Here is a 24412-nt window from a genome sequence, read left to right as displayed (position 1 = left end):
CGCAATCACAGCCCACCAGTTCGAAGCCTAACCCGGCCCGGACTCTGCCGGGCTCAGTTGGGGCCGCGGTCGCCCGATTCGCCGCACCGACGGGGAAACAGCTCGATGACGCCTCACTCGCCGAGGTGGTCCCCCAGATCCTCGAGGATCTGGGCGGCACCGGTGGGCCCGAGGCCGAGGAACCAGACATCGTCGTTGACGCGGATGGCCTTGCCGTCCTTGACTGCGTCGAGTCCCTCCCATTGGCTCGATTCGAGAGCCTTCGTCTCCCCCGTTGCCTCGGGGTCACCGTAGCTGGTGTAGAAGACATAGTCTCCGCCGGCCTGGTCGAGGTTCTCCGGGGAGATCTCGACGGCGAGCTCGTCGACATCCTGAATCTTCGGGCGCTTGAACCCCGCGTCGTGGAGGATGACACCGATCAGGGACTGGTTGGCATACAGTCGCAGCCGATCGGGCATGAAGCGCACGAGAGAAATCGTCGGATCTCCGTCGACGGAGTCTTTGAGCTCTCCGGCTTCGCGAGCGTAGTCCTCGAGTTCGTTCGTCGCTTCGTCTTCCATCCCCATCGCCTCACCGACGAGGCGGAAGTTCTCCTTCCACGGGAACCCGGGACGAATGGAGAAGACGGTCGGAGCGATCGAGTCGAGTTCATCGTAGAGCTTGTCGGCGCGCAGCTGGCTGCCGAGGATGAGGTCGGGCTCGAGCGAGGCGATCTTCTCGAGGTCGAGCTCCTGAATGGTACCGACGGTCTCGACTCCTTCGACCTGGTCCTCGAGGTAGCTCGGGACGGGATTGGCGCCTTCGGTGGTGACCATGCCGACAGGCGTGATGCCCAGAGACAGGACATCATCGAGTTCGCCGGTGTCGAGGACGACGACGCGTTCGGGCTTCTTCTCGATCTCGGTGGTGCCGTTGGCATGAGTGACAGTGCGCGGGAACTCGCCGGGCTCGGCATCGCTGCCGAGCTTCGCAGTCTCCTCATCGGCTGTGCCGAACGACTCGCCGCCTGTGGCGACATCCTTGTTCCCGGTCTCTCCCCCGGACTTCTTGTCCTCGGCTGCGCAGCCGGTGGCCAGGAGGGCGATGGTCATGATTGAGGCCGCGAGCGTTGTCGCGCGGTGCTGAATGCTCATTTTCACAAAGCTGAGCCTACCCTAACTCGCCCCTCTGGCATACGTTCCTGTCACATCGATACGACAGAGGCGCATGGGTCCAGGTTCGAACCTGGACCCATGCGCCTGAGCGATTGCGCGCGTCTGCGCCGACTCGATGACGGTGCATTTCATGACCCGCGGTCAGCCGCCTCGGCGAATCAGCCCTTCGCAGAGCGGGAGCCGATGATCTCCGCGCGCTCGTCGCGGCTGACCTGACGCAGCTGTGTCACGTGCGAGGGATTGAGTTCGGCGACGTCGGCAACCTGGAGCAGGCGCATGGTGCGCTCGACCTGCTCGCCGAGGATCTCGATCGTCCGGTCCACTCCTGCTCGACCGCCGGCCATGAGACCGAAGAGATAGGCGCGGCCGATGAGCGTGAAGTCCGCACCCAGCGCCAGCGAAGCAACGATGTCGGCGCCGTTGCGGATGCCGGTGTCGATGATGATCTCCACTTCCTTGCCGATCTCACGAGCCACCTCGGGCAGCAGCTCGAAGGGAACGGGGGCCCGGTCGAGCTGACGTCCGCCGTGGTTGGACAGGACGATCGAATCGACGCCGAGGTCGGCGAGCTTCTTCGCGTCCTCGAGCGTCTGCACGCCCTTGACGGAGAATTTGCCGGGCCACATGGCGCGGATTTCGGCGAGGTCATCGAAATCGATGGAGGGATCCATCGCCGAGTCGAGCAGCTCACCGACCGTACCGCCGGTCTCCGACAGGGAAGCGAACTCGAGCTTCGGGGTGGTCAGGAAGTCCCACCACCACCAAGGACGCGGGATCGCGTTGAGAATCGTCTGCGGAGTCAGCTGCGGCGGAATCGAGAAGCCGTTGCGCGTATCCCGCAGACGAGCACCGGCCACGGGAGCGTCGACGGTGAAGAACAATGTGTCGAAGCCGGCATTCTTCGCGCGCTCAACGAGCCCATAGGAGATATCGCGCTGCTTCATCACGTAGAGCTGGAACCAATTGCGACCATGCGGATTGGCCTTCTTGACGTCTTCGATAGAGGTCGTGCCCAGCGTCGAGAGGGTGAACGGGATTCCCGCAGCCCCGGCGGCACCTGCACCGGCGGTCTCACCTTCGGTCTGCATCAGCCGGGTGAAGCCGGTGGGGGCAATGCCGAAGGGCATGGCCGAGCTGCCGCCCATGATCTGGGTCGAGGTGTCGACGTTCGTGACGTCTTTGAGGATCGAAGGGTGGAACTCGATATCACGGAAGGACTGAACCGAACGCTCCATCGAGATCTCGCCCTCGGCTGCGCCGTCCGTGTAGTCGAACGCCGCGGCCGGGGTCCGGCGCTTCGCGATCTTCCGCAGGTCCTCGATCGTCAGCGCGTTCTCCAAGCGGCGTTTCTTCGGGTCGAGTTCGAACTTCTTGAACTTCATCAGCTCGAAGATCTCGGACGGCTGAGGAATCTGCCTCTTGACCATGTGTATCGCTCCTTTGTCAGGCGGTGATTGAGAAATGGTTGGTGAGAGATGGCCGGTACGGACGGTCCAGTCGCCGCAATGGCGCCCTGGAGCACTCAGTGGGATGGCACCATCCAGGACAGCACCGTCGACTGGAGTCCGACCAGCAGACACATGACGACCAGCAGCCCCAGTGACCAGCCGATGACACGGCGGAAGATCGACGCCTCCCTGCCGAGGAGTCCAACGGCCGTGGCTGCGATCGTGAGGTTCTGCGGGCTGACCATCTTGCCGAGGACGCCACCGGAGCTGTTGGCTCCGACGAGCAGCAGCGGGTTGAGTCCGGCCTCGTGCGCAGCGGTCTGCTGCAACGTGGCGAACAGCGCGTTCGCCGAGGTGTCCGATCCCGTGACAGCAGTACCCAGCCATCCGAGGATCGGTGAGAGGAACGCGAAGAAGGCTCCGGTGCCCGCAATCCAGGTGCCGATCGTGATCGTCTGACCCGACAGATTCATGACATAGGCCAGGGCGAGCACCGAACCGACCGTGAGGATCGAGAACTTCATCTTCACGACGTTGACGATGAAGACATCGACCGCGTCTCTCGCCGACATCTTGTAGACGATGGCGACGATGATGCCGGAGATGAGCAGCAGCGTTCCCGGCGAGGACAGCCATTGGAAGTTATAGACCGTGCTCGTCGATACCTCGCCCGCCGAGTTGAGGATGTTCCCATCCAGGCCCGGCCACGGAATCTTCACATCGGTGGATGCCAGCCAAGTGTTGAGCGCCGGTACCAGCTTCGCCACGGAGAAGATGACGATGACGAGCAGATAGGGAAAGAGCGCGAGGAACACTCGGGATCTGGTCAGCGGCGCGGTCTCTTTCTTCACATCGATGGCCACGGCCGCGGAGGCGCCTCCGGCATCAGGGGCGTCGGCGCCTTCGTGCTCGCGCTCATCAGCCATGCGGTCGAGCGCATCCTGTCCTCCCTTCGGCTTCCAGAATCGGAGCATGATGACGACGGCGGCGAGTCCGACGAGGGAGGCGATGATATCGGTGAGTTCGACGGAGAGGAAGTTCGAGGACACATACTGAGCGGCGCCGAAGACGATGCCGACGACCAGCGCCAGGGGCCAGATCTGACGGAGTCCGCGACGACCGTCGACGAGCATGACGAGGAAGAGCGGAACGATCGCGGCCAGGAACGGGGTCTGGTGGCCGACCATGGCGCCGATGTCCTGGTAGTCGATTCCCGTCAGGGTGCCGGCCGTGATGATCGGAATGGCGATGGCCCCGAAGGCGACGGGTGCCGTGTTGGCCACGAGGACGACGACCGCGGCGCGCATGGCTGTGAAGCCGACCGCGACCAACATGACGCCGGTGATCGCCACGGGGGCACCGAATCCGGCGAGCGCCTCGAGGAGGCCGCCGAAGCAGAAGGCGATGATGATGGCCTGGATGCGCGGGTCATCGGAGATGACGTTGATGACCAGCCGCAGGTCTTCGAAGTGCCCCGAACGCACAGTGAGTTCGTAGAGCCAGATCGCGGTGATGACGATCCACATGATCGGGAACAGCCCGAAGGCGAACCCCTGCGTCGCCGACAGCGCGGCGAGCCCGACAGGCATTCCATAGGCGGCGATCGCGACGATGAGGGCGACGCCGACAGCGGTCAGTCCGGCCCAGTGGGCCTTCCACTTCAATGCGCCGAGGGTGACGAAGATCGTCAGCAGCGGCAGGATCGCCAGCAGAGACGACCAGAGCAGGCTGTCGGCCACCGGCGCGATTTCGGGTGTGTACATGGCTTCTCCAACACGGCCGGGCGTGCCCACATCGGGTCCATTCCCCTGTGAACGCGCTCCGAACTCGAATGATCGAATTGTTCAGTATGGCCTTTATGAGGTCAGACCATTATTCTGACCATAGGATCGCAATGTGATCTGCGTCAAGCACTCGTTGGGGAGATCCTCGCCGAGGCGGCCGTGCCCTGGCTCGTCATGCCAGGACTCCCGCCGGCCGGTGTGGAAATTCGATGGTGGGTTCAACGGCGCAGCGGTGTTGCGAGAAGAGACATGACATGATGATTCGATGGAGGAGACCATGAGCGAGGACAAGGGCACAATGTGGAAGCCCGTGACCCGGCCGAGCACTTATGAGCTCGTCATCGACGCCATCGAAGATCAGATCATGGCCGGCTCGCTCACTGTCGGAGATCCGCTGCCCGCCGAACGCGATCTCGCGACGAAGCTCGGCGTCAGCCGGGCCAGCGTCCGCGAGGCCCTGCGGGTGCTCGAGAGTCTCGGCGTCGTCCGCTCATCGGGCGGGTCGGGCCGCGGTGCGGGCACCTTCATCGCCGCGATGCCCTCGGCCGCGCTCACCCGCTTCCTCCGCCTCCACGTCGCCCTGGCGAACTTCAGCATCGACGAGGTGACGGAGACGCGAATCCAACTCGAACGCTCGAGCTCGATCCTCGCAGCCACCCGCGCCGACAAGGATTCGCTGGCCGCCATCAATGCTCAGCTCGCGATGATGGACACTCCCGGGATCAGCATCGACGTCTTCAACGACGCGGACACGGCGTTCCACGTCGCCATCGCGCAGGCGGCCGGAAATCAGCTGTTCTCCGATCTCACCGGGGCCATCCGCACCTCCCTGCGGAAATCGATCTTCTCCTCGTTCAGCCGCGTCGACGACCAGCAGGCGCTGATGGCGAAGCTGCAGGAGCAGCACCATCTGATCTCGGAGGCCATCGTCGACGGCCGGGCGGAGGACGCGGCTCGCATCACCGAGGAGCACATCCGCTTCGCCGCCTCGGCGCTGCCTGGTCTCACCGAAGCCTGACCCACCCTCAATTACTACCTGACGGCGGCTCAGCAACCTCGCGCGAGGTTGCTGAGCCGCCGTCAGGTAGCAGGGGTGGTCAGTTCTCGTCGGACCGCAGTGCCACCTCGGTGACCTCCTCTTCGATCCTCGCTTGGTTCTCCGCGCGTTTCCTGGCGCGTTTCTCTTCCTTGAGCGCCGCCCGGGTCTCCTTGCGCCGTTCGACGAGGAGGTAGAGGGCGGGGACGAGGACGAGCGTGAGCACCGTCGATGAGGTGAGTCCGCCGATGACGACGATCGCCAGGGGCTGCGAGATGAAGACTCCCCCGCCGGTGAGCCCGAGCGACATCGGCACGAGAGCGAAGATCGTCGCAGCCGCGGTCATGAGGATCGGGCGCAGGCGCAGCCTGGTGCCGTGGACGATCGCGTCCATGAGCTCCAGTCCGTCCTCACGCAGTTTGTTGATGAGGTCGATGAGCACGATGGCGTTCGTCACGACGATGCCGATGAGCATGAGCAGACCGATGAGCGAGGGGATGCCCAGAGGTGTGCCAGTCGCCAGCAGGAGCAGCACGGCTCCGGTCGCGGCGAACGGGATCGCCACCAGCAGGATGAGCGGCTGGACGAAGCTGCGGAAGGTCGCGATCATCACGAGGAACACGAGCACGATCGCTACGGCCATCGCCATGCCGAGTTGGCCGAAGGATTCGGCCTGCTCCTGGCTGGCGCCGCCGACGTCGAAGCTGACTCCGTCGGGCAGATCCATGGTCTCCGTCAGGTCGGTCGCCGCGGCGGTGACCGCCTCCAACTGGCCGCTGGACGGGGTTGCGAACACGGTGACCTTCCGGTCTCCGTCGGCACGGTCGATCGTGGCCGGCGTCTCGGTCTTCTTCACCTCCGCGATCTCGTCGACGGTGATCGGCTCGCCCTTGATGTCGGGGATGGCAGCCTGCTCATCGGCGAGAGCCTGTTCCTCCGCCTGGCTCTGCTCCTGTTCACGCTGACTGTCGATAAGGTCATCGATGGCGTCGTTGGCTTCCTTCAGTCCCTTTTCTGCCTGCTCGACGCCTTCGCGGGCCTGCTCCACCTGATCGGCTGCCATGTCACCGGGGCTCGGTGCCGGCGGCGGATTCTCGGCGTCGCGCAGAGCCTTCCTCGCCTGTTCGAGCTGGTCGGCCGCGTTGTCTCGGGCTTCGCGGGCGGATTCGAGCTGCTCGGCTGATTCTTCTGCGGCCTTGCGCTCGGCCTCCTCGGCGCGGGCATCTGTCTTCTCCTCGACCCGGTCCGTCGCGTCTTCCTGGGCGTTCTGCGTCTGCACCTCGGTGACGGGAAGTTCGAGGGCACGGATCTCGTCTGGGGTCGCATCCGGGTGCGTCGGAGCGAGAGTGATGTCGCGCTCCTGGCCATTGAGGGTGATGGTTCCGGCCTCGACGCCATGGAGGGCTGCGGCGATGGCCTGCCCGACCTCGGCCTGGCTGAAACCGTAGTCCGCTGCTTTCTCCCGGTCGACGTCGACTTCGATGACCGGCTGGTCGGCGGCGAGGTCGTTGCGGGCGGACTGGACTCCGTCGGTGTCCGTCATCGTCGAGGTGACCTCGTCGGCGGCCTTCCTCAGGGCACCCAGGTCGGTACCCGAGAGGGTGATCTCGACATCCTCGCTGACGGAGCCGCCGGCATCTTGGACGTCGATTTCACCCGCGTCCTTCCCCAAGTCGTCGAGTTGGGTGCGGAGGCGGTTCGTTGCGATATCGGCCTCGGAGTCCTCGGCCAGGGTGACGTTGAACTGGTTCTCCGCTCCCGATTCCGGTCCGTTGACCGTCGTCGAATAGGTCTCGACGTCCGGGTCATCACCGAGCACGGCCTCCACGCGATTCGCAGCCTTGTCACTGGCTTCGAGCGAGGCACCCGCAGGCAGGGTCTGGGTGATGTACACCGAGTTCTGCCCTGCCGAACCGAGCAGGTCCGTCTTGAGGAAGGTCGCGCACATCATCGTGACGATGAAGATGACAACGGAGTAGGCAATAGTCCGCCAGGGATGGTGCAGGGCGGAGACGATCGCCGGCAGGCTGCGCTGCTGGAGACGATCGACCCTGCCGGAAGCCTCACCACCTCCGGGCGCGGGAGCGACGACGGGTTCGACAGTCGCGTCCGGCAGTGGGTCCTTGCCCTTGGCCACGCGCTTGGCGTTCTTCTTCTCGATCGTCTTCTGACGACGTTCGGCACGGGCCACCGAGCGGCGGTGCTGCTTGGCGGCCCACTGCTCATAGCTCCGGTCGGTGGCGGCTTGTCGTTTGGGCGAGAGCGGTTTGGGGCTGCGGCGCAGGACCCAGTAGCTGAACACGGGGACGATCGTCAGCGCCACGATGAGTGAAGCCAACAGCGCCAGGCTGACGGTGACGGAGAAGGGCCGGAAGAGCTGTCCGGCGATGCCGTCGACGAAGGCGATGGGCAGGAACACGGCGACAGTGGTCAGGGTCGAGGAAGTGATGGCACCGGCAACCTGCTTGACGCTGGCCACGATGTCCTCGACTGTCAGATCGCTCGTGCCCTGGCGCCGGCGAATGTTCTCGATGACGACGATGGAGTCGTCGACGACGCGGCCGACGGCGATCGTCAGGGCGCCCAAGGTGAGGATGTTGAGCGTGTAGTCGCCGACCATGAGGCCGATCATCGCAATGAGCAGCGACATCGGGATCGAGATCGCGGCGACGATGGTCGAGCGGAAGGAGCCGAGGAAGGCGAGGATGACGAAGATCGCGAAGATCAGGCCGAGACCGCCTTCGACGGAGAGGTCGTGGATCGACTTCTCGATCTCCGGAGCCTGATCGAAGATCGTCGAGAATTGCGTGTCGTCGCCGAGCTTCGGGCCGACCTTGTCAAGGGTGTCGGCGACCTTGTGAGAGACGTCGACGACATTGGCGTCCTGGTCCTTGGTCACCGACACGGTCACGGAGTCCTGGCCGTCGGCGCGGGACAGGGAGGTCTTCTCGACCGAGTCGAGGTCGACGTCGGCGACCTCGCTCAGCAGCACGGTTCCGTCCGAGGTGCGCAGCGGAGTCTTCTCGATCTGCTCGACGGCGTCGACCTCCGTGCCGACCTCGACGGCCATCGATGTGTCTCCCTGTGAGCTCTGGCCAGCGGGAACGACAGTGCCGGCGGCTTCGAGCTCATCGGGAACAGAGGATTCGACGACGTTCTTCTCCGCTACATCCTCGGGGCGGAACGTGATGGAGACTCTCTGCTCGTCTTGGCCGGTGACCTCGACGTTCGAGACTCCGTCGAGAGCGCGGAGTTCGGGAACGAGGTCGGTCTCGAGACGGTCGCCGAGGGTGGCAGAGTCTCCGCCGGAGACGGCGAACATCGTCACCGGAACCTCATCCATCTGATACGACAGCACCTCGGCTTCCGCATCGGCGGGCAGGTCGGACTTCACTCCGTCGACGGCCGAGCGGACAGCGTCGGTCATCTCTTCGGAGTCCTTGCCGAACGGCCAAGTCACCTCGGCGGTCATCATCCCCGACGAGGTGGAGGTGGTCACCGATTCGAGCTCTCCGACCCCGTCGAGCGTGGTCTCGAGAGGCTTCGTCACAGTCTCCTCGATCACCTCCGGTGAGGCGCCGGGGACTGTGGCCTGCACCGAAGTGCCAGGCAGGTCGACCGAGGGCATCGTCTCCTGGTTGAGTGAGGTGGTCGCGACGATGCCGAAGACGGCGATCACGAGGGTGAGCAATCCGACGATGAGGCGGTTCTTCAGACTCATCCGGGTGATCAGGTGCACGGGGTTCCTCCGCTTTCGGGGGTGTGAGCAGGGCGCTCCATTCAGTCTTCCAAGCGCAGCGCCGCAGCGGATCGCCCGAAAGTAGTCAACGGTGTCCCCCAAAGGGATGATTTCTCACTGCTGTTGCTGCAGGTCGATCATGACCGTTCGGTGGATCACGTCTCGACCCTAAAAGCGGTCAGGGGCTCCCGGCACGGGTGTTGACCTCCAGACCACCATCAGGAAACACGGAGGAAAACCGGAGGATTACCACTCCCCTATTGCTACTTGACGGCGGCTCAGATACTTCGCGCGAGGTATCTGAGCCGCCGTCAGGTAGCAATTAGGTATGGAGGCGGACGTGGTGCAGGAGGCGTTCTGAGCGGTCGCCTCGGCGACTGCTCTCCGGTACCGTGGCTGCGGCATCGCCGTTGAGGGCGGCGGTCAGAGCAGCCTCGGCCGCCTCGGCGTCGAAGTCCTCGCCGATGACGACGAGGACACTGTCTGCTTCCGACCCATCACCGGCCCCCGCGTGTGAGGACGGAGCCTTCGAGGCGGGTCGGGCGGCCTCGGCGACGTAGACGTTCGGGCCGACCGCCTGCACGACGAAGCTGCGCTGCCCGGTTCCCATGGGCACGAGCACTGTGCCCTTGACTCGATAGACCCCGGACGGGAGGTCCTCGACGAAGTCCATCACCGCATCCGCATCGGCGGGGCCGGTGCCGGTGACGGTCACCGACTGGGCGTGACGGTGGGGCATGGTTTCCGCATCGGTCTCGTCGTCACCGATCTCATCGGCCGCCGCCTCGGCGTAGGCCTGACGCAGAAGTTCCCGGATCGGCAATTCGGGTTGGTTCGGCTCTTCGCCGACTCCGGAGTCGCCTCGGCGAGGGCCCCTCTCACCTGCACCCGGATCGAAGATCAGCGTGGGGTCGAGGCGGGCGTGGCGGGTGCCGATGACGATGACACGCGGGTTGCGTTCGTGGACGCGGGCGCGGACGGCTTCGACCGTGGCGTCACGGTCGACGGCAGGCACCTGGTCGAGCTTGTTGACCAACACCAATGTCGTCGCGGCGAAGCGCAGAGGCGGCAGGTGTGATGTGTCGACGGTGTCGAAGTACATAGTCGCGTCAACGACGTCGATGACCCCGCCGAGGTGGAATCGGTGGTGGCCCATGCGGGTGATCATGCGGGCCAGGGTCAGGGGTTCGGCGAATCCGCTGGCTTCGACGATGATCGCGTCGAGGCGCAGCTTGGGGTTCGTCATCGCCACGAGAGCGTCCTCGAGCTCCGAATCATCGGTCAAGCAGCACACACATCCGCCCGAGATCGACAGCGGTTCGTCGACCTGGCCGACGACGAGCCCGGCGTCGATGTTGAGGTCACCGAAGTCATTGACGATGACACCGATGCGGGCGTCGGGGTGGCGCAGAAGGTGATTGAGCAGGCTCGTCTTTCCGGCACCGAGGTAGCCCGTGAGCAGGATGACCGGGATCGCTGGTCTGCGGTTGGGTCCACTCATGGTGCCTCCTCGGTGTTCGTGCTCGGCGATTCGACGGCGGGGCCCCATTTTCTGCACGGGGTCGATCGCAGTTATGGGGAGAACCGCCCGTTAATGGTAACGTGTTTCATTATTTCTCTCGCATATGCGCGTTCATGCATATGCACCTGCGACAGGGACGACAAGTTCGACTGGGACGACAAGGGAGGGCTCCTCATGGCAGCTCCGCAGAAGAAGACGCGAAGCACCGCGCAGAAGGCCCTCATCCGCGCTGCCTTGGATACCGAGACTCGCTTCGTCTCCGCCAAACAGCTCCACCGCCGCCTCGAAGACGAAGGTGCAAGCGTCGGCCTGGCCACCGTCTACCGACAACTCAATTCTCTCGCACGCAGCGGCGACGCCGATACGATCACCATCGCCGAGACACAGCTCTTCCGCGCCTGTGCGCAGACCGAACACCACCATCACCTCGTCTGCGAGCACTGCGGCACCGCCGTTGAGATCGACCCGCCGAGTGAGGATTGGATGCGTCAGATCGCGGCCTCGAACGGATTCGAGATCACGCACCACGTCTTCGAGATCTTCGGCCTGTGCGCCGACTGCCGGGCGTCCGCCTGAGTGCCAGAGCAGCCGGCCGGCTGAGAGCCTGAGAGTCTCGGACTCGGTGCCGCACCACCGATTCGCCTGAGCGTCAGCCTCGATGGGCGGAGTCCCATGCGGGGAACTCGTCGTGATACTCCAGCCAGGCCATCGGACCCGCTAATAGTTCAGCATCAGTGAGGACGGCCCAGTCGAGAGCCTCGCACAGCCCCGCTTCGTCGAGGTCGAAGCCGATGAATGCGAGATCCTGACCGAGCGCCAGGAGTTCCGGTCCACCACCGGGAAGCGGCTCGACGCTCAACGGTGAGAGCGTGAGCAGAGTGCCCGCCTGATCCCAGTGCGCGGTCGCATAGGGGCGGGAGGCCAGCTTCGCGAAACCGGCAGAACGAACAATCCGACCCCAGCAGCCTTCGCCGATTGCCGCACTCAGCACTGCCTGGAGTCGTTGCGGGTGAAAGGGGCGGGCCTGCTCGAAACGGCAGGCACGGACACCTCCGGCTCGAGCCGGGGGCCGGAACTCCGAGTTGAGGATCGCCATCCACCCCGCATCAGGAGGTCGGTGTCCGAACTGCCAGCACACAGGCTCATGCACCGCGCCTTCGCACCGAAGGAACAGACTCGCCTCGGGCGCCAGGTGCGCGATCAACCCGATGGCCTCCTCCCTCCCAACCGAATTGGCAGGGTCGGGTGTCACCAAGGCTAAGGTCGACGCGAATTCGATCTGTGAGACGAGAACTCCGGCGCGCTCTTCCGAGTCGAGATCGCTGTGCAGGCACGCAAGATCGAGCACGCACACGAGGTCGGTGAGCACAGCCCGTGTGTCGGGTGCGCTCAGGGCTCCGATGATCTCTGCGCAGTCTGCGCCCTCCCCGTGCTCGAGAACGAATCCGTGCACACCGGAAGTCATACCGACCAGATCGACGAGGCGGTCGATCGCTTCGATTCCCTGCGCGGTCTGCTCCGCGGGCACGAACACATAACTGCGGTCCCTGGCCAGACGCATCGCATAATGTCTGCGCTCGGCTGCGCACAGTCCGACGACGGCGATCGCTTCGATTCCGTCGAAGACGGATTCCCGGCCGCGCTCCGTTGATCCTCGCATTCGCTTCCCTTCGATCGAGAACATAGTATTAATACTAATGATACTCATTCGCATTAAGGAGTCATGCTCATGAAAGTTCGTCGTTCTCTGCGGTCGCTGAAGTCCCAGCCGGGTTCGCAGGTGGTTCGCCGCCGCGGTCGCGTCTATGTCATCAACAAGAAGAATCCTCGCTTCAAGGCCCGCCAGGGCTGAGGCACAACCGCGCTCGGCGCGGCTGAACCGCGCCCGAACTCTTTCAATCTCGCTCGAACAGCTGCGGTGCGGACTCGACGAGCATGCGGGGGTGGCGGATATGGGCGGCCAGTCGGCGTCGATAGTAGTGGCTGAGGTTCCACAGGTGGTCGACGGTCTGACTCAATCGCCCCTCACCAGCCCCAGCCATGATGGCCCGGTGGAAGTCCCGATCGCATTCGAGGAACTCAGCGGGCACACTTGCGGCCTCGACCGCCTCGGCGAGGTGGACGAACTCTGTGAGCGATTCTGGGGTGTGCGCGGGCATCGCCAAAGCCAGCAGGAGAGGTTCGAGACGTTCGCGCATGAGGTAGACCTCGCGGCATTCCTCGAGGTTGAGTTCGGTCACCCAAGCGCCCGTCGACGGAACAAGGGTGACGAATCCGGCATCAGCCAGAGCGCGCAGGGCCTCGCGGATCGGGATCCGACTGACTCCGAACTCGGCGGCGATCTCCTCCTGCCGGATGCGGGCACCCGGCTGCAACTGACCGGCGATGATGCGCGAACGCAGCTCAGTCGCAATGGCACCACTGCGGGCTGGATCATGTGTCATCGTCTGGCTCCCCATCCCGCCGAGGCGGCTCACCTCCCCGGTCGTGCATCGCGCGGTTCCGCCTGCCCGGCGGTGACGTGCTGCCGATCATCGGCTTCGTCTGCGCGAATCTCATCGTCTACTGGACGGGCTGGGAGACGAATTGGAAGCTCTACCTCGCCGTCGCCATCGGCTACATCGTCATGATCGCCCACCACATCTTCGCCAAAGACAAGTCGCGCCTGCCGGATCTGAAGATGCGTTCGGGTTGGTGGATGCTCCTCGGGACGGCGGGCCTCGTCATCCTCAGTCTCATCGGCCACTACGGCGGCGGACTCGATCTCATGGGCTTCATCGTCGGCGAGGTCGTCACCGTGGTCTTCTCGATCATCGTCTTCTACGTCGGAATCGCCTTCCGCCTGACCCATGAGGAGGCCGTCGAAGCCGTCGAGCAGACTCAGATCGATGACTGAGGAATCTCCTCGCCGAGGCGGCCGCCGCCTATCCCGATGACCGCCGACTCCGACCCGCTTCGGCACCATCACCGAGGTGGGTCGGATTCATTCACGGCCGAAACAGCGCACCTGCCATCACCCCTGCGCTAGGGTCGGTGACCAAGGAGGACGAGATGCCCAGAGATTACTCACCGGAGCGGATCGCGGCGATGGCAGACGAACTCTCGGCCGCCGCGCACACACTGGGAGTCCCGCTCGCGGATACGCGGTCCGCCGTCGAACTCGTCTCTGAGCTGCTCGCTGCCAGTGCCCGCTGGTCCGACGAGACGGGGTCCCGAGCTTCCGGACCTTTCGGCACTTTCCTCGCTGGCCGCGTCGACGGGACAGACCGCGACGACCAGGTGGTCGGCGCAGGCCGTGACTGCCAGGGCCTGGAGTTCGTCGACAGCTTGGTAAACGGGCTCGGGCTCAGCCCCGAGAGCGAGTGAGGGCCCCCTCCACCTGAGCCAGCGCTTCCGCGAGTGAGGCGCCGCCCTCCCTCGTCGCAGCGTGGAGTCTTCCGGCGAGGAACGCGGCGACGACCGGACTGAGCGATGAGTCCGAATGCTTGACGCGCGAAGCGAACTCGAGCACGGCCGCGATCTCGGCATCTGTCATCCGCTCTCCCCCCGGAAGTTCGCCGGCTGCGAGGTCCCGCATCCGCAGCACCTGCTCCGGTACGGCTCTGGCGCCACTTGGAGCGTCGGCACTCGCCGCAGTCCAGTCCCGAGGATCGCCCGCCGTATCCGCGTCAGTGGCCTCGATTCTGCGAGCGACGCGCTCATACTCCTCACGGGTGTCGAAGTCGATGATCTCCGCGGGGTCGACGTCGACACGAGCGACCTCGAGTCCGCTGAAGAGGAGTTTGACCGCCCTGTCCTGCGTCTGGCCGATATCGGCCAGGCGTCGACGCAGCAGCACCGTCGGCCACGCGGCGCAGAGGAACTGGAGCTTGCCGCGGTCATCGACGCCGGAAGCAGGCAGCCCGGACTCCCGGCTCGCGACGATGAGCGCCCGCAGATGGTCCGGCTGCACCAGCGGCATGTCCCCGGCCAGGATCACTGTGACCTCGGAGTCACCCATCGCCAGGGAAGCGGCTTCGATCCCAGCCAGGGGGCCCGAGAACTCGGGTTCCTCCCGTACGCTGCCGACCGATTCCGCCTCGGCGTCCGTGAGCCCGACAGTGGCACCGGCCACCCACACCTCCGCTTCAGGTACGGCCTGCCGGACGGTGCCGAGGATGCGCGAGATCACCGTCTGCCCGCCGAGGCGGACACCTGGCTTGTGAACGCCCCCGAACCGCCGGGAGCGACCGCCACTGAGAATCATCACTGTGACCGACATGGCTCGATCTTACGCATTTCTACTTTTCATAGAATAAACAAGCTAAATATGCGCTAAATCACATCACGCCCTCGTGAGACGAGGTGAGTCCCCGTGAAGACGCCTCCTGAGCGCCTTCAAGATTAAATACGGTGGAAACTGTTCCACTTTCCGCTCAACTCTGCTGAGATCGAAAGCAGTCGGCACATTCGTCGAGGAGGGGCAGAATATGTCACAGCCTGAGATGCATCAACCATCGACCGCCGGATCACCTGCTTTGGCCACGAAAGCGCAGCGGACCAGAGCACTGATCTTCGCTACCCTCGGCTTCACTGTGACGTTCTGGGCTTGGTCGCTCATCAGCCCGCTGGGACCACACTTCGTCGAAGAGAATCTCACCGACGACTCGGCGCTGCTCGTGGCCGTGCCCGTCCTCGTCGGCTCAGTGGGACGAATTGTCGTCGGAGCACTGACCGACCGTCTCGGCGGCCGCCTCATGATGTCGTTCATCGCCTTCATCACGGTCATTCCGGTGCTCTTCGTCGGTTTCATCGGCCAGTACAACTACGCCACGCTCATCGTCGGCGGCTTCTTCCTCGGCGTCGCCGGCACGAGCTTCGCCGTCGGCGTCCCCTACGTCAATCGCTGGTTCCCCAAGGAGTCCCGCGGTTCAGCCATCGGCGTCTACGGCATGGGCATGGGCGGTACCGCGATCGCGGCCTTCACCACCGTGCCCCTGTACAACATCTGGCCGCAGCTGCCCTTCGTGGTCGCAGCCGTCGTCCTCGTCGTCTACGCGCTCCTGGCTTTCACCATGATGCGCAATCCGCCGGACTGGCAGCCTGTGCGACAGAGCCTCTTCACCACCCTGGGACAGACGCTGTCGGTCAAGCTGACCTGGCAAGCTGCTTATCTCTACGCACTCGCATTCGGCGGCTATGTCGCTTTCTCCGTCTACCTGCCGACTTACCTCAACAACGACTACGACCTCGAACCCGCCGATGCATCCCTGCGCATGGCCGGCTTCGTCATCGTCGCAGTCATCACCCGCCCGCTGGGCGGAATCCTCGCCGATCGCCTCGGAGCGGTGAAGACCCTCGGCGTGGCCTACTCACTCGTCGCCATCTGCGCCATCGCCCTGTCCTTCCACCCCCTGGAGTTCATCGTCTACACCTCAGAGTTCATTGCGATGTCGGCAGGCTTCGGACTGGCCTCCGGTGCGACCTTCGCGCTCATTGCGCAGCGCTCGGATCCTGCAAGGGTCGGCTCGATCACGGGATTCGTCGGTGCCGCGGGCGGACTGGGCGGGTTCGTCCCGCCGCTGCTGCTGGGAGCGATGTGGTCGGCGACCAATGACTACTCGCTGGGCCTGCTGCTGCTCGCCGGCTTCACGGTCATCGCGCTCCTGATCACACTCTGGATCGGCGCCAACCCGCCGACGACCGTAGCCGTGGACCATCATGATTCCGCCGCGGCAGCCCCCGGTGCCGGCTCGAGCGCAGAGCGCGCCGGAACCGACAGCGACCCGACGGGTTCGGGTATCAGCGACGACGACAAGGAGACACGGTCATGACCACCGAGAATACGGCGCGGGGCAGAAACCAGTACACGCCGACCGATTCCTCGCCGCCGGAGGCCGGCCGTCCGGGCACCGACAACTCGCTCATGGACACGCTCATCGGCAGTCGGAAGTTCTTCACCCCTCGGGCGACGATGAGCGAGGACAAGCGGGAGATCCACTACTCCGGCGGGCGTCAGGGCGACTCCTTCTACCGCAACCGGTGGTCACACGACAAAGTCGTCCGCTCCACCCACGGGGTCAACTGCACGGGTTCGTGCTCCTGGCACGTCTACGTCAAGGACGGACTCATCACCTGGGAGTCCCAAGCCACGGACTATCCCAGCCCGGGCCCGGACATGCCCGAATACGAACCGCGCGGTTGCCCTCGTGGAGCCTCGTTCTCCTGGTACACCTATTCCCCCACCCGCGTCCGGTACCCCTATGTCCGCGGCGCACTGCTGCGGCTCTTCCGCGAAGCCAAGGCCGCCAACGGCCATGACCCGGTGCTGGCGTGGAAGTCCATCGTCGAGGACCCGGTCAAGGCACGCCGCTACAAATCAGTCCGCGGCAAGGGCGGACTCGTGCGCGCGACGTGGGCCGAAGCCGTCGAGATCGTCGCCGCCGCCTACGTCTACACCGTGAAATACCTCGGACCCGACCGCACCACCGGCTTCTCCCCCATTCCGGCCATGAGCCCGGTCTCCTTCTCCTCCGGTGCCCGCTTCCACCAGCTCATCGGCGGCTCGATGCTGTCGTTCTACGACTGGTACGCCGACCTGCCGCCGGCGTCCCCACAGGTCTTCGGCGACCAGACCGATGTCCCTGAATCCGGTGACTGGTGGAACTCCTCCTACTTGATGATGTGGGGGTCGAATGTTCCGTTGACCCGCACCCCGGACGCCCACTGGATGGCCGAAGCCCGCTACCACGGGCAGAAGGTCATTTCCATCGCCCCGGACTATGCGGAGAACGTGAAGTTCGCCGATGAGTGGCTGGCACCGGCCACCGGAACCGATGGGGCCCTGGCCATGGCGATGGGCCACGTCATCCTCAAGGAGTTCTTCGTCGACACGACGACGGACTACTTCGATTCCTATGTGCGCAGGTACACGGATCTGCCGTTCCTCGTCGAACTCGAACGAGACGGCGACAGCTATCGGCCCGGTCGCTTCGTCACCGCCACCGATCTCGGCCCTTCGGTCACGTCCGAGGCCGACACCGAGGACGCGGACTTCAAACCTGCACTGTGGGACAAGGCCACGAACTCACCGGCCGTGCCCAACGGCACCCTGGGCCACCGCTTCGCCGCCGACGGCGAAGGCAAGTGGAACCTCGACCTCGAGGACATAGACCCGGCCCTGTCCATCGCCGAGGCGACCGACGGCATCCGCGATGCCGTCGAGGTCACGCTGCCGCGCTTCGATACCGCCGCCCAAGGCGAGATCGACGAGATCACGCGCGGGGTTCCGGTCGTCCGCCTCGGCGAGAGGATCATGACCACGGTCTTCGACCTCATGCTCGCCGAATACGGGGTGGGTCGGCCCGGTCTGCCCGGGACGTGGGCGGAGAACTATGAGGATGCGACGAGCCCGAACACCCCGGCCTGGCAGGAGGCGATCACGGGAGTGCCGTGGCAGGCAGCAGCCCGCATCGGCCGCGAATTCGCCGCCAATGCGCGGGATTCGAAGGGCCGTTCGATGATCATCATGGGTGCGGGCACGAACCACTGGTTCCACTCGGATCAGACCTACCGCACCTTCCTCACCCTGACCACGCTGTGCGGAACACAGGGGGTCAACGGCGGCGGCTGGGCCCATTACGTCGGCCAGGAGAAGATCCGTCCCTTCACCGGATGGCTGCACCTGGCCAATGCCCTGGACTGGGTGCGCCCGCCGCGGCAGATGACGCAGACGACGTACTGGTACATGCACACCGATCAGTGGCGCTATGACCAGTTCGGGGCCGATATGCTCTCGGCACGGGCCGGACACGGAAAATTCACAGGGATGTCGACTGCCGATGCTGTCGCTCAATCCGCGCGTCTGGGCTGGCAGCCGTACTATCCGACCTTCGACGACAATCCCCTCGACATCGCCGAGGCGGCCAACCAGGCGGGCAAGAACAGTGCCGAGCACATCGTCGACGAGCTCAAGGCCGGAAGGCTTCGCTTCGCCGTCGAGGACCCGGATGCGCAGAACAACTATCCGCGCATCTGGTCGATGTGGCGGGCGAACACATTGGGTTCATCCGCCAAGGGCGACCAGTACTTCCTCAAACACCTCCTCGGTGTCGACAATTCGGTCTCCGCCGAGGAGACGCCCGAAAATCTGCGACCGCGCGACGTCGACTGGCGCGAGGATGCTCCCCAGGGCAAAATCGACCTCCTCCTGACCCTCGATTTCAGGATGACCACGACGACGCTGCATTCGGACGTCGTATTGCCGGCGGCCACCTGGTACGAGAAGCACGACCTGTCGACGACGGACATGCATCCCTTCGTCAACACGTTCAACCCGGCGATCTCCACGCCGTGGCAGTCACGCAACGATTGGGAGACCTGGGCGACGATCGCCGAGAAGTTCTCCGAGCTCGCCCGCACTCACCTGGGCACGCGAACGGATGTCGTGGCCCAACCGCTCCAGCACGACAGCCCGGACGCCCTGAACACCCCCCACGGGCGGGTCAAAGACTGGAAGTTCGGCGAATGCGAACCGGTGCCGGGCAAGACGATGCCCAAACTCGTCGAGGTCGAACGCGACTACACCGCCATCCACGACAAGTACACCTCGATCGGTCCGCTGCTCGAGTCCCAGGGGATGAACGCCCGCGGCATCCGCTATGACGTCGATCATCACGTCGAACGGCTGCGTCGGCTCAATGGAGTCGCGAGCAAGGGTGCGGGCAAGGGCCAGCCGCGACTGGACACCGACCGGCGCGCCGCCGACTACATCCTCGGTCTGTCCGGCACGACGAACGGGCTGATGGCCACCGAGGGCTTCACCACCCTCGAGCGGCGCACCGGGCAGAAGCTGGCAGATCTCTCCGCCGAGCACGAGGGCAAACAGGTCTCCTTCGAGGATGCGAAGGCCGCACCCGTGCCAGTGATCACCTCCCCGGAGTGGTCGGGCTCCGAGTCCGGCGGCCGCCGCTACTCGCCCTTCACAATCAATGTGGAGCGGCTCAAACCCTGGCACACACTGACCGGACGCTATCAGTTCTACGTCGACCATGACTGGTTCATGGAGATGGGGGACGCACTGCCGACGTTCCGCCCGCCCTTGGACATGAACGCTCTGTTCGGCGAACCGCAGATCGGCGACTCGGACGGCACCGCGATCGCGGTGCGCTACCTGACCCCGCACAACAAATGGGCGATCCACTCGATGTATCAGGAGAACTTCTTCATGATGAGCCTCGGCCGCGGCGGACAGACGATCTGGATGAGCGTCGAGGACGCCGAGGCGGTCGGCATCGCCGACAACGACTGGATCGAGGCGATCAATCGCAACGGCGTCGTCGCCGCCCGCGCTGTCGTGTCCCACCGGATGCCGAAGGGGACGGCGTTCATGCACCACGCGCAGGAGCGAACGGTCAATGTTCCGCTCACTGAGACGACCGGACAGCGCGGAGGCATCCACAACTCCCTGACGCGGATCATGATCAAGCCGACTCACCTCGTGGGTGGGTACGGCCAACTGTCATTCGCCTTCAACTACTACGGGCCCACAGGCAATCAGCGCGACGAGGTGACCGTGATCCGGCGTCGCAGCAACCAGAACGTGGAGTACTGAGCAGCCGGGGCCTACACAGACGATCAGCACCGGACACCGACTCGGGGACAGGAGGCACACTGATGAGAATCATGGCGCAGATGGCGATGGTGATGAACCTCGACAAATGCATCGGATGCCACACATGCTCGGTCACGTGCAAACAGGCGTGGACGAACCGCAAGGGCACCGAATACGTGTGGTTCAACAATGTTGAGACTCGGCCCGGGCAGGGCTACCCGCGCGGCTACGAGGACCAGGATAAGTGGCAGGGCGGCTGGGCGCTGAGCAGGAACGGCCGGCTCAAGCTCAAGGCCGGCGGCAAGCTGAAGAAGCTCGCATCCATCTTCTCGAACCCGAAGCTGCCGGGCATCGAGGACTATTACGAACCGTGGAGCTACGAGTACGACAACCTGCTCTCGGCTCCGGAACAGAAGCACATTCCCACGGCACCGCCGAAGTCCCTGCTCACCGGCGAGCGCATGGACATCAAATGGTCGGGCAACTGGGACGACGACCTCGGCGGAACCTACGCGAAGGCCGACCTCGACCCGATGCTCAAATCGATCGGAGACAAGGTCAAGCTCGAGTTCGAAGAGACCTTCATGTTCTACCTGCCCCGCATCTGCGAGCACTGCCTCAACCCCTCTTGCGTCGCTTCGTGCCCGTCTGGCGCGATCTACAAGCGTGAGGAGGACGGCATCGTCCTCGTCGACCAGGATTCCTGTCGCGGCTGGCGGATGTGCATCTCCGGCTGCCCGTACAAGAAGATCTACTTCAATCACCGCACCGGCAAGGCCGAGAAGTGCACGTTCTGCTATCCGCGGATCGAGAACGGCGAACCCACCGTGTGCGCGGAGACCTGTGTCGGCCGTCTGCGCTACATCGGGTTGGTCTTCTACGATGCCGATCGTGTCACCGAGGCGGCATCGGTGCCCGATGAGAAGGACCTCTTCGCGGCGCAGAAGGACCTCATCCTCGACCCACACGATCCCGATGTCATGAACGCAGCCGAACAGGCCGGCATCCCCCACGATTGGATCATGGCGGCCCAGCGCTCCCCGGTGTACAAGCTCATCAAGGACTACGACCTAGCTCTGCCGCTGCATCCGGAGTACCGGACGATGCCGATGGTTTGGTATATTCCGCCGCTGTCGCCGGTCGTCGACGTGATCAAGGACACCGGCTACGACGCGGAGAACGCGGTGAACCTCTTCGCCGCGATCGACGAGCTGCGCATCCCCATCGAATACCTCGCGAACCTCTTCACCGCCGGGGACACCGATGTCGTCGCCGATGTGCTCCGGCGCATGGCCGCCATGCGGGCGTTCATGCGCGACATCAATATGGGCATCGAACCCGATGAGCGCATCCCCCACTCGGTGGGGATGGATCCTGAGGAGATGGAGGACATGTACCGGCTTCTGGCGATCGCGAAGTACGACGAACGCTATGTCATTCCCGCCGGCCACTCGGAGCAGGCGCACAGCCTAGAGGGCATCGGCTCGGACTGCCCACTCAATGCCGAAGGCGGACCAGGGATGAACGAGATGCCCGACATCGCCTCCAGGGGATTCGCGGGCACCTCTGGGATGTCGGACCCGCTGGCCGAACGCAGCGCCGAGGACGAGAGAGAACGCTCGCATCTGCGTGGTCGGCTCAACCTGCTCAACTGGGACGGGAAGGGGCGTCCGACCGGACTGTTCCCCAGCGCAGACGGACCGGCAGGGGCCTGAGATGTACAGACCGCTGAAATTCCTGTCCAAGTGGACGAAACGCGCCGCAGCGCATGCCGAGTCCGGCGGTCAGACGGCCCCGGGGATCGACGATGACGCGCTGCGAGCCATCTTCGCAGCCACATCATGGCTCATCGACTACCCCGATGAGGATCTGCTTGATCGGCTTCCGCAGATCTCAGCACTGCTGGACCATGCGGACGTCCCGGATCACATGAGGGAGGATCTCGGCGCGACTATCAGCCACCTCCGTGGAGGTGATCCCATCGGTCTGCGCGCCGACTATGTCGAGACTTTCGATACCAGGCGGCGCGGCTGCCTGTTCCTTACCTATTTCTCCAACGGAGACACGCGCAAGCGCGGACAGGCACTGTTGGAGATCAAGGAGATCTATCGGACGGCTGGCCTGGACATGGATGAGACACAGCTTCCCGACCATCTGTCCTACGTTCTCGAGTTCGCTGCCGGGCACGATCTCGATGCAGGAGTGCGGATCCTGCTGGCCAATCGGGCCGGGATCGAGCTGCTGCGCCTGCACCTGACCGAGATCGGCTCTCCCTGGGCAGGCACGATCCGCGCAGTCTGCGCCACCCTGCCTGCCCTCGACAGCGACGACATCCATGCCGTCGAACGATTGGCCGCTGAGGGCCCGACCACGGAGACCGTCGGTCTCGACGGGCTCGGCGGGTACGGTGACGCTCCGCCGAGTGCGGCCGAGACTGCGGCAGCGATGGCGACCGCACCTGATGCCTCGATGCCGCCCCGCTCGGCCCAGGCGGCCCCGGGCGGCTGCTCGGCAGGCGGAGGACGGACATTCATTCCTCTGGCGGAAGTGACAGGAGAGCGATCATGAACTCACCGACAGTGCTCGAGACGTTCCTGTGGGTGATCATCCCGTACATGGCGCTGGCCGTGTTCGTCCTCGGCCACGTCTGGCGCTTCCGCCGCGACCGGTTCGGCTGGACGACGCGGTCTTCGCAGATATACGAATCGAAGCTGCTGCGGATCGGCTCACCGCTGTTCCACTACGGCATCATCTTCGTCTTCCTGGGCCATGTCATCGGCCTCGGCATCCCGAAGATCTGGACCTCTGCCGTGGGCATCACCGACCACATGTACCACTTCATGGCGATCACGGTGGGCCTGGGCGCCGCGGCCGCGACGGTCGGTGGGCTCGTCCTGCTCATCTATCGCCGGAGGACGAACAACCGGGTCTTCGGTGCGACCACCCGTCTCGACAAGCTGATGTACCTCATGCTCGCGGTCGTCATCTTCGCCGGGGTGTATTCGACGATCTTCGACTCAGCACTCGGCGGATACGACTATCGTGAGGGCGTGTCCGTGTGGTTCCGTCAGTTCTGGATGTTCCAGCCCGATGTCAGCCTCATGGCGCAGGCGCCGCTGGGCTTCCAGGTCCATGTCATGTCCGCAATCCTCATCTTCGCGCTGTGGCCGTTCACCCGACTCGTGCACGTATTCGCCGCCCCACTGGGCTACCTGACCAGGCCGTACATCATCTACCGCTCGAAGGACAGGCAACGTCAGCCGCAGCGCCGCGGATGGGAGACCATCGACTACTGAGGATCGTCCTGCGAATCCGAGCCGGCCTCAAGGCCCTGCTCGGGCTGGGAGTCCTGCGCGACACCGACCCCCGGTCCGGCTTCCAGCTCCATCGAGGCGCCCGGGCAGTGGGCGTCGCGCAGCAGGATCTGGCAGGCTTCCGCCGAATTGAACGGCTGCAGCCGGTCGAGTTCGAGCGGACCCGGCACCTGACTGAGGAGGTCCTTGACGATCTTCGCGTGGATGCCGCAGGCGATCGCACGATCGTCACTCACCATCCGATAGTGCGGACATGGAACCAACGAAATCCGCAGCTCCTCGGCATCGGGCTCGGGCTCCATTCCCGAATCGTCGAGATGTTCGCAGAGCATATCGAATTGAGTGCCGGCTTCGTCGCCGAGTGCGTCGAGGCCGGTCGGCCGCAGCTCCGCTGTGGCTATGAAGGGGGTCAGCACGACATGATGTTCGCGTCTGCGGGCGATGCGTTCAGCCGCGGCGGAGTTCGACTCCGGATCGTCGACCGGATAGTAGGCCATCGGCGGTCTGCCCCTCACCCCTGGCGATTCGGGCTGCAGATAGACGAGTCCTTCTTCGACGAGCACCCGCAGATGGTCACGGGCCGTGTTGGTGTGCAATCCGACTTCGTCGGCGAGCCCCTTGCAACGGCTGCCCGGGTGATTCTGCACGGCCCCCAGCAGCAGAACCCGACTGACCTCGGCCGGTCCTCGATAGTCGTTCACTCTTCGCGGCATGTCATCACATCCTTGCGACTGCCTCAGCGGAGGAACAGTCCGGAGACCGTCTCCACTGCTATTCCACAATGCGTAGAATACGCTCTCACCTGCCAACGGCAACGGATTCC

19 protein-coding genes are annotated in these 24412 nt (G+C 64.5%); 10 read left to right on the top strand and 9 right to left on the bottom strand.

Going from position 1 to position 24412, the window contains the following annotated elements; all coding sequences use genetic code 11:
* Window positions 1–113: 113 nt before the first annotated feature.
* The 3 genes from BLU88_RS04480 to BLU88_RS04470 form a co-directional block, all read right to left on the bottom strand.
* A complete protein-coding gene (locus BLU88_RS04480) occupies window positions 114–1133 on the bottom strand; it encodes an ABC transporter substrate-binding protein (RefSeq protein WP_231939583.1) in 1020 nt (339 codons plus the stop codon).
* Between the two features lie 179 nt (window positions 1134–1312).
* Window positions 1313–2581, bottom strand: a complete 1269-nt coding sequence (locus BLU88_RS04475) for an alpha-hydroxy acid oxidase (RefSeq protein ID WP_092010446.1) — start codon at window positions 2579–2581, stop codon at window positions 1313–1315.
* Window positions 2582–2676: 95 nt separating this feature from the next.
* Entirely contained in the window at window positions 2677–4365 is a 1689-nt protein-coding gene (locus BLU88_RS04470) for an L-lactate permease (RefSeq protein WP_092010443.1), read from the bottom strand.
* Window positions 4366–4663: 298 nt separating this feature from the next.
* On the opposite strand from BLU88_RS04470, the gene BLU88_RS04465 reads away from it, so the two are divergent.
* Window positions 4664–5404: a FadR/GntR family transcriptional regulator gene (locus tag BLU88_RS04465; protein WP_231939582.1), complete on the top strand. Its 741-nt coding sequence runs from the start codon at window positions 4664–4666 to the stop codon at window positions 5402–5404.
* A gap of 79 nt (window positions 5405–5483) precedes the next feature.
* Here the strand turns inward: BLU88_RS04465 and BLU88_RS04460 are convergent, their stop codons facing one another.
* Window positions 5484–9143, bottom strand: a complete 3660-nt coding sequence (locus tag BLU88_RS04460; RefSeq protein ID WP_092017163.1) for an efflux RND transporter permease subunit — start codon at window positions 9141–9143, stop codon at window positions 5484–5486.
* Between the two features lie 340 nt (window positions 9144–9483).
* A complete protein-coding gene (locus BLU88_RS04455; RefSeq protein ID WP_167356863.1) occupies window positions 9484–10662 on the bottom strand; it encodes a CobW family GTP-binding protein in 1179 nt (392 codons plus the stop codon).
* Window positions 10663–10857: 195 nt separating this feature from the next.
* On the opposite strand from BLU88_RS04455, the gene BLU88_RS04450 reads away from it, so the two are divergent.
* Complete coding sequence (locus BLU88_RS04450; RefSeq protein WP_092010434.1) at window positions 10858–11259, top strand: Fur family transcriptional regulator; 402 nt, start codon at window positions 10858–10860, stop codon at window positions 11257–11259.
* A gap of 73 nt (window positions 11260–11332) precedes the next feature.
* Here the strand turns inward: BLU88_RS04450 and BLU88_RS04445 are convergent, their stop codons facing one another.
* Complete coding sequence (locus BLU88_RS04445) at window positions 11333–12343, bottom strand: GTP-binding protein (protein ID WP_157688967.1); 1011 nt, start codon at window positions 12341–12343, stop codon at window positions 11333–11335.
* Window positions 12344–12412: 69 nt separating this feature from the next.
* On the opposite strand from BLU88_RS04445, the gene ykgO reads away from it, so the two are divergent.
* On the top strand, window positions 12413–12535 hold the full coding sequence (gene ykgO / locus BLU88_RS04440; RefSeq protein WP_039212194.1) for a type B 50S ribosomal protein L36: 123 nt from the start codon (window positions 12413–12415) through the stop codon (window positions 12533–12535).
* A gap of 43 nt (window positions 12536–12578) precedes the next feature.
* Here the strand turns inward: ykgO and BLU88_RS04435 are convergent, their stop codons facing one another.
* Window positions 12579–13127 carry a GntR family transcriptional regulator gene (locus tag BLU88_RS04435; RefSeq protein WP_167356862.1) on the bottom strand — a complete coding sequence of 183 codons (549 nt, stop codon included), beginning with the start codon at window positions 13125–13127 and terminating at the stop codon, window positions 12579–12581.
* On the opposite strand from BLU88_RS04435, the gene BLU88_RS04430 reads away from it, so the two are divergent.
* Together BLU88_RS04430 and BLU88_RS04425 are read left to right on the top strand one after the other, a co-directional pair.
* Complete coding sequence (locus tag BLU88_RS04430; protein ID WP_157688965.1) at window positions 13121–13579, top strand: hypothetical protein; 459 nt, start codon at window positions 13121–13123, stop codon at window positions 13577–13579. The two genes, BLU88_RS04435 and BLU88_RS04430, sit on opposite strands and share 7 nt — an antisense overlap.
* 155 nt (window positions 13580–13734) lie before the next feature.
* On the top strand, window positions 13735–14049 hold the full coding sequence (locus BLU88_RS04425) for a hypothetical protein (RefSeq protein ID WP_092010422.1): 315 nt from the start codon (window positions 13735–13737) through the stop codon (window positions 14047–14049).
* Here the strand turns inward: BLU88_RS04425 and mobA are convergent.
* Window positions 14030–14944: a molybdenum cofactor guanylyltransferase gene (mobA, locus tag BLU88_RS04420; protein WP_092010419.1), complete on the bottom strand. Its 915-nt coding sequence runs from the start codon at window positions 14942–14944 to the stop codon at window positions 14030–14032. The genes BLU88_RS04425 and mobA overlap by 20 nt on opposite strands.
* Before the next feature lie 208 nt (window positions 14945–15152).
* On the opposite strand from mobA, the gene BLU88_RS04415 reads away from it, so the two are divergent.
* The 5 genes from BLU88_RS04415 (at window position 15153) to narI (ending at window position 23571) form a co-directional block, all read left to right on the top strand.
* Window positions 15153–16496 carry an MFS transporter gene (locus tag BLU88_RS04415; protein ID WP_231939580.1) on the top strand — a complete coding sequence of 448 codons (1344 nt, stop codon included), beginning with the start codon at window positions 15153–15155 and terminating at the stop codon, window positions 16494–16496.
* Complete coding sequence (locus BLU88_RS04410) at window positions 16493–20275, top strand: nitrate reductase subunit alpha (RefSeq protein WP_092010416.1); 3783 nt, start codon at window positions 16493–16495, stop codon at window positions 20273–20275. Before BLU88_RS04415 ends, BLU88_RS04410 begins: the two co-directional genes overlap by 4 nt.
* Before the next feature lie 62 nt (window positions 20276–20337).
* Window positions 20338–21990 carry a nitrate reductase subunit beta gene (narH, locus tag BLU88_RS04405; RefSeq protein WP_092010413.1) on the top strand — a complete coding sequence of 551 codons (1653 nt, stop codon included), beginning with the start codon at window positions 20338–20340 and terminating at the stop codon, window positions 21988–21990.
* Between the two features lies 1 nt (window position 21991).
* Window positions 21992–22843, top strand: coding sequence for a nitrate reductase molybdenum cofactor assembly chaperone (gene narJ / locus BLU88_RS04400; protein ID WP_092010409.1), 852 nt, complete (start codon window positions 21992–21994; stop codon window positions 22841–22843).
* Window positions 22840–23571, top strand: a complete 732-nt coding sequence (narI, locus tag BLU88_RS04395) for a respiratory nitrate reductase subunit gamma (RefSeq protein ID WP_092010406.1) — start codon at window positions 22840–22842, stop codon at window positions 23569–23571. Before narJ ends, narI begins: the two co-directional genes overlap by 4 nt.
* On the opposite strand, the gene BLU88_RS04390 is transcribed toward narI, so the two are convergent.
* Window positions 23565–24302, bottom strand: coding sequence for a helix-turn-helix domain-containing protein (locus tag BLU88_RS04390; protein WP_092010403.1), 738 nt, complete (start codon window positions 24300–24302; stop codon window positions 23565–23567). The genes narI and BLU88_RS04390 overlap by 7 nt on opposite strands.
* Between the last annotated feature and the right edge of the window lie 110 nt (window positions 24303–24412).

The organism is Brevibacterium siliguriense (assembly GCF_900105315.1).
In the GTDB taxonomy this organism is placed as follows: domain Bacteria; phylum Actinomycetota; class Actinomycetes; order Actinomycetales; family Brevibacteriaceae; genus Brevibacterium; species Brevibacterium siliguriense.
This window is presented reverse-complemented; position numbering and strand designations above follow the sequence as displayed.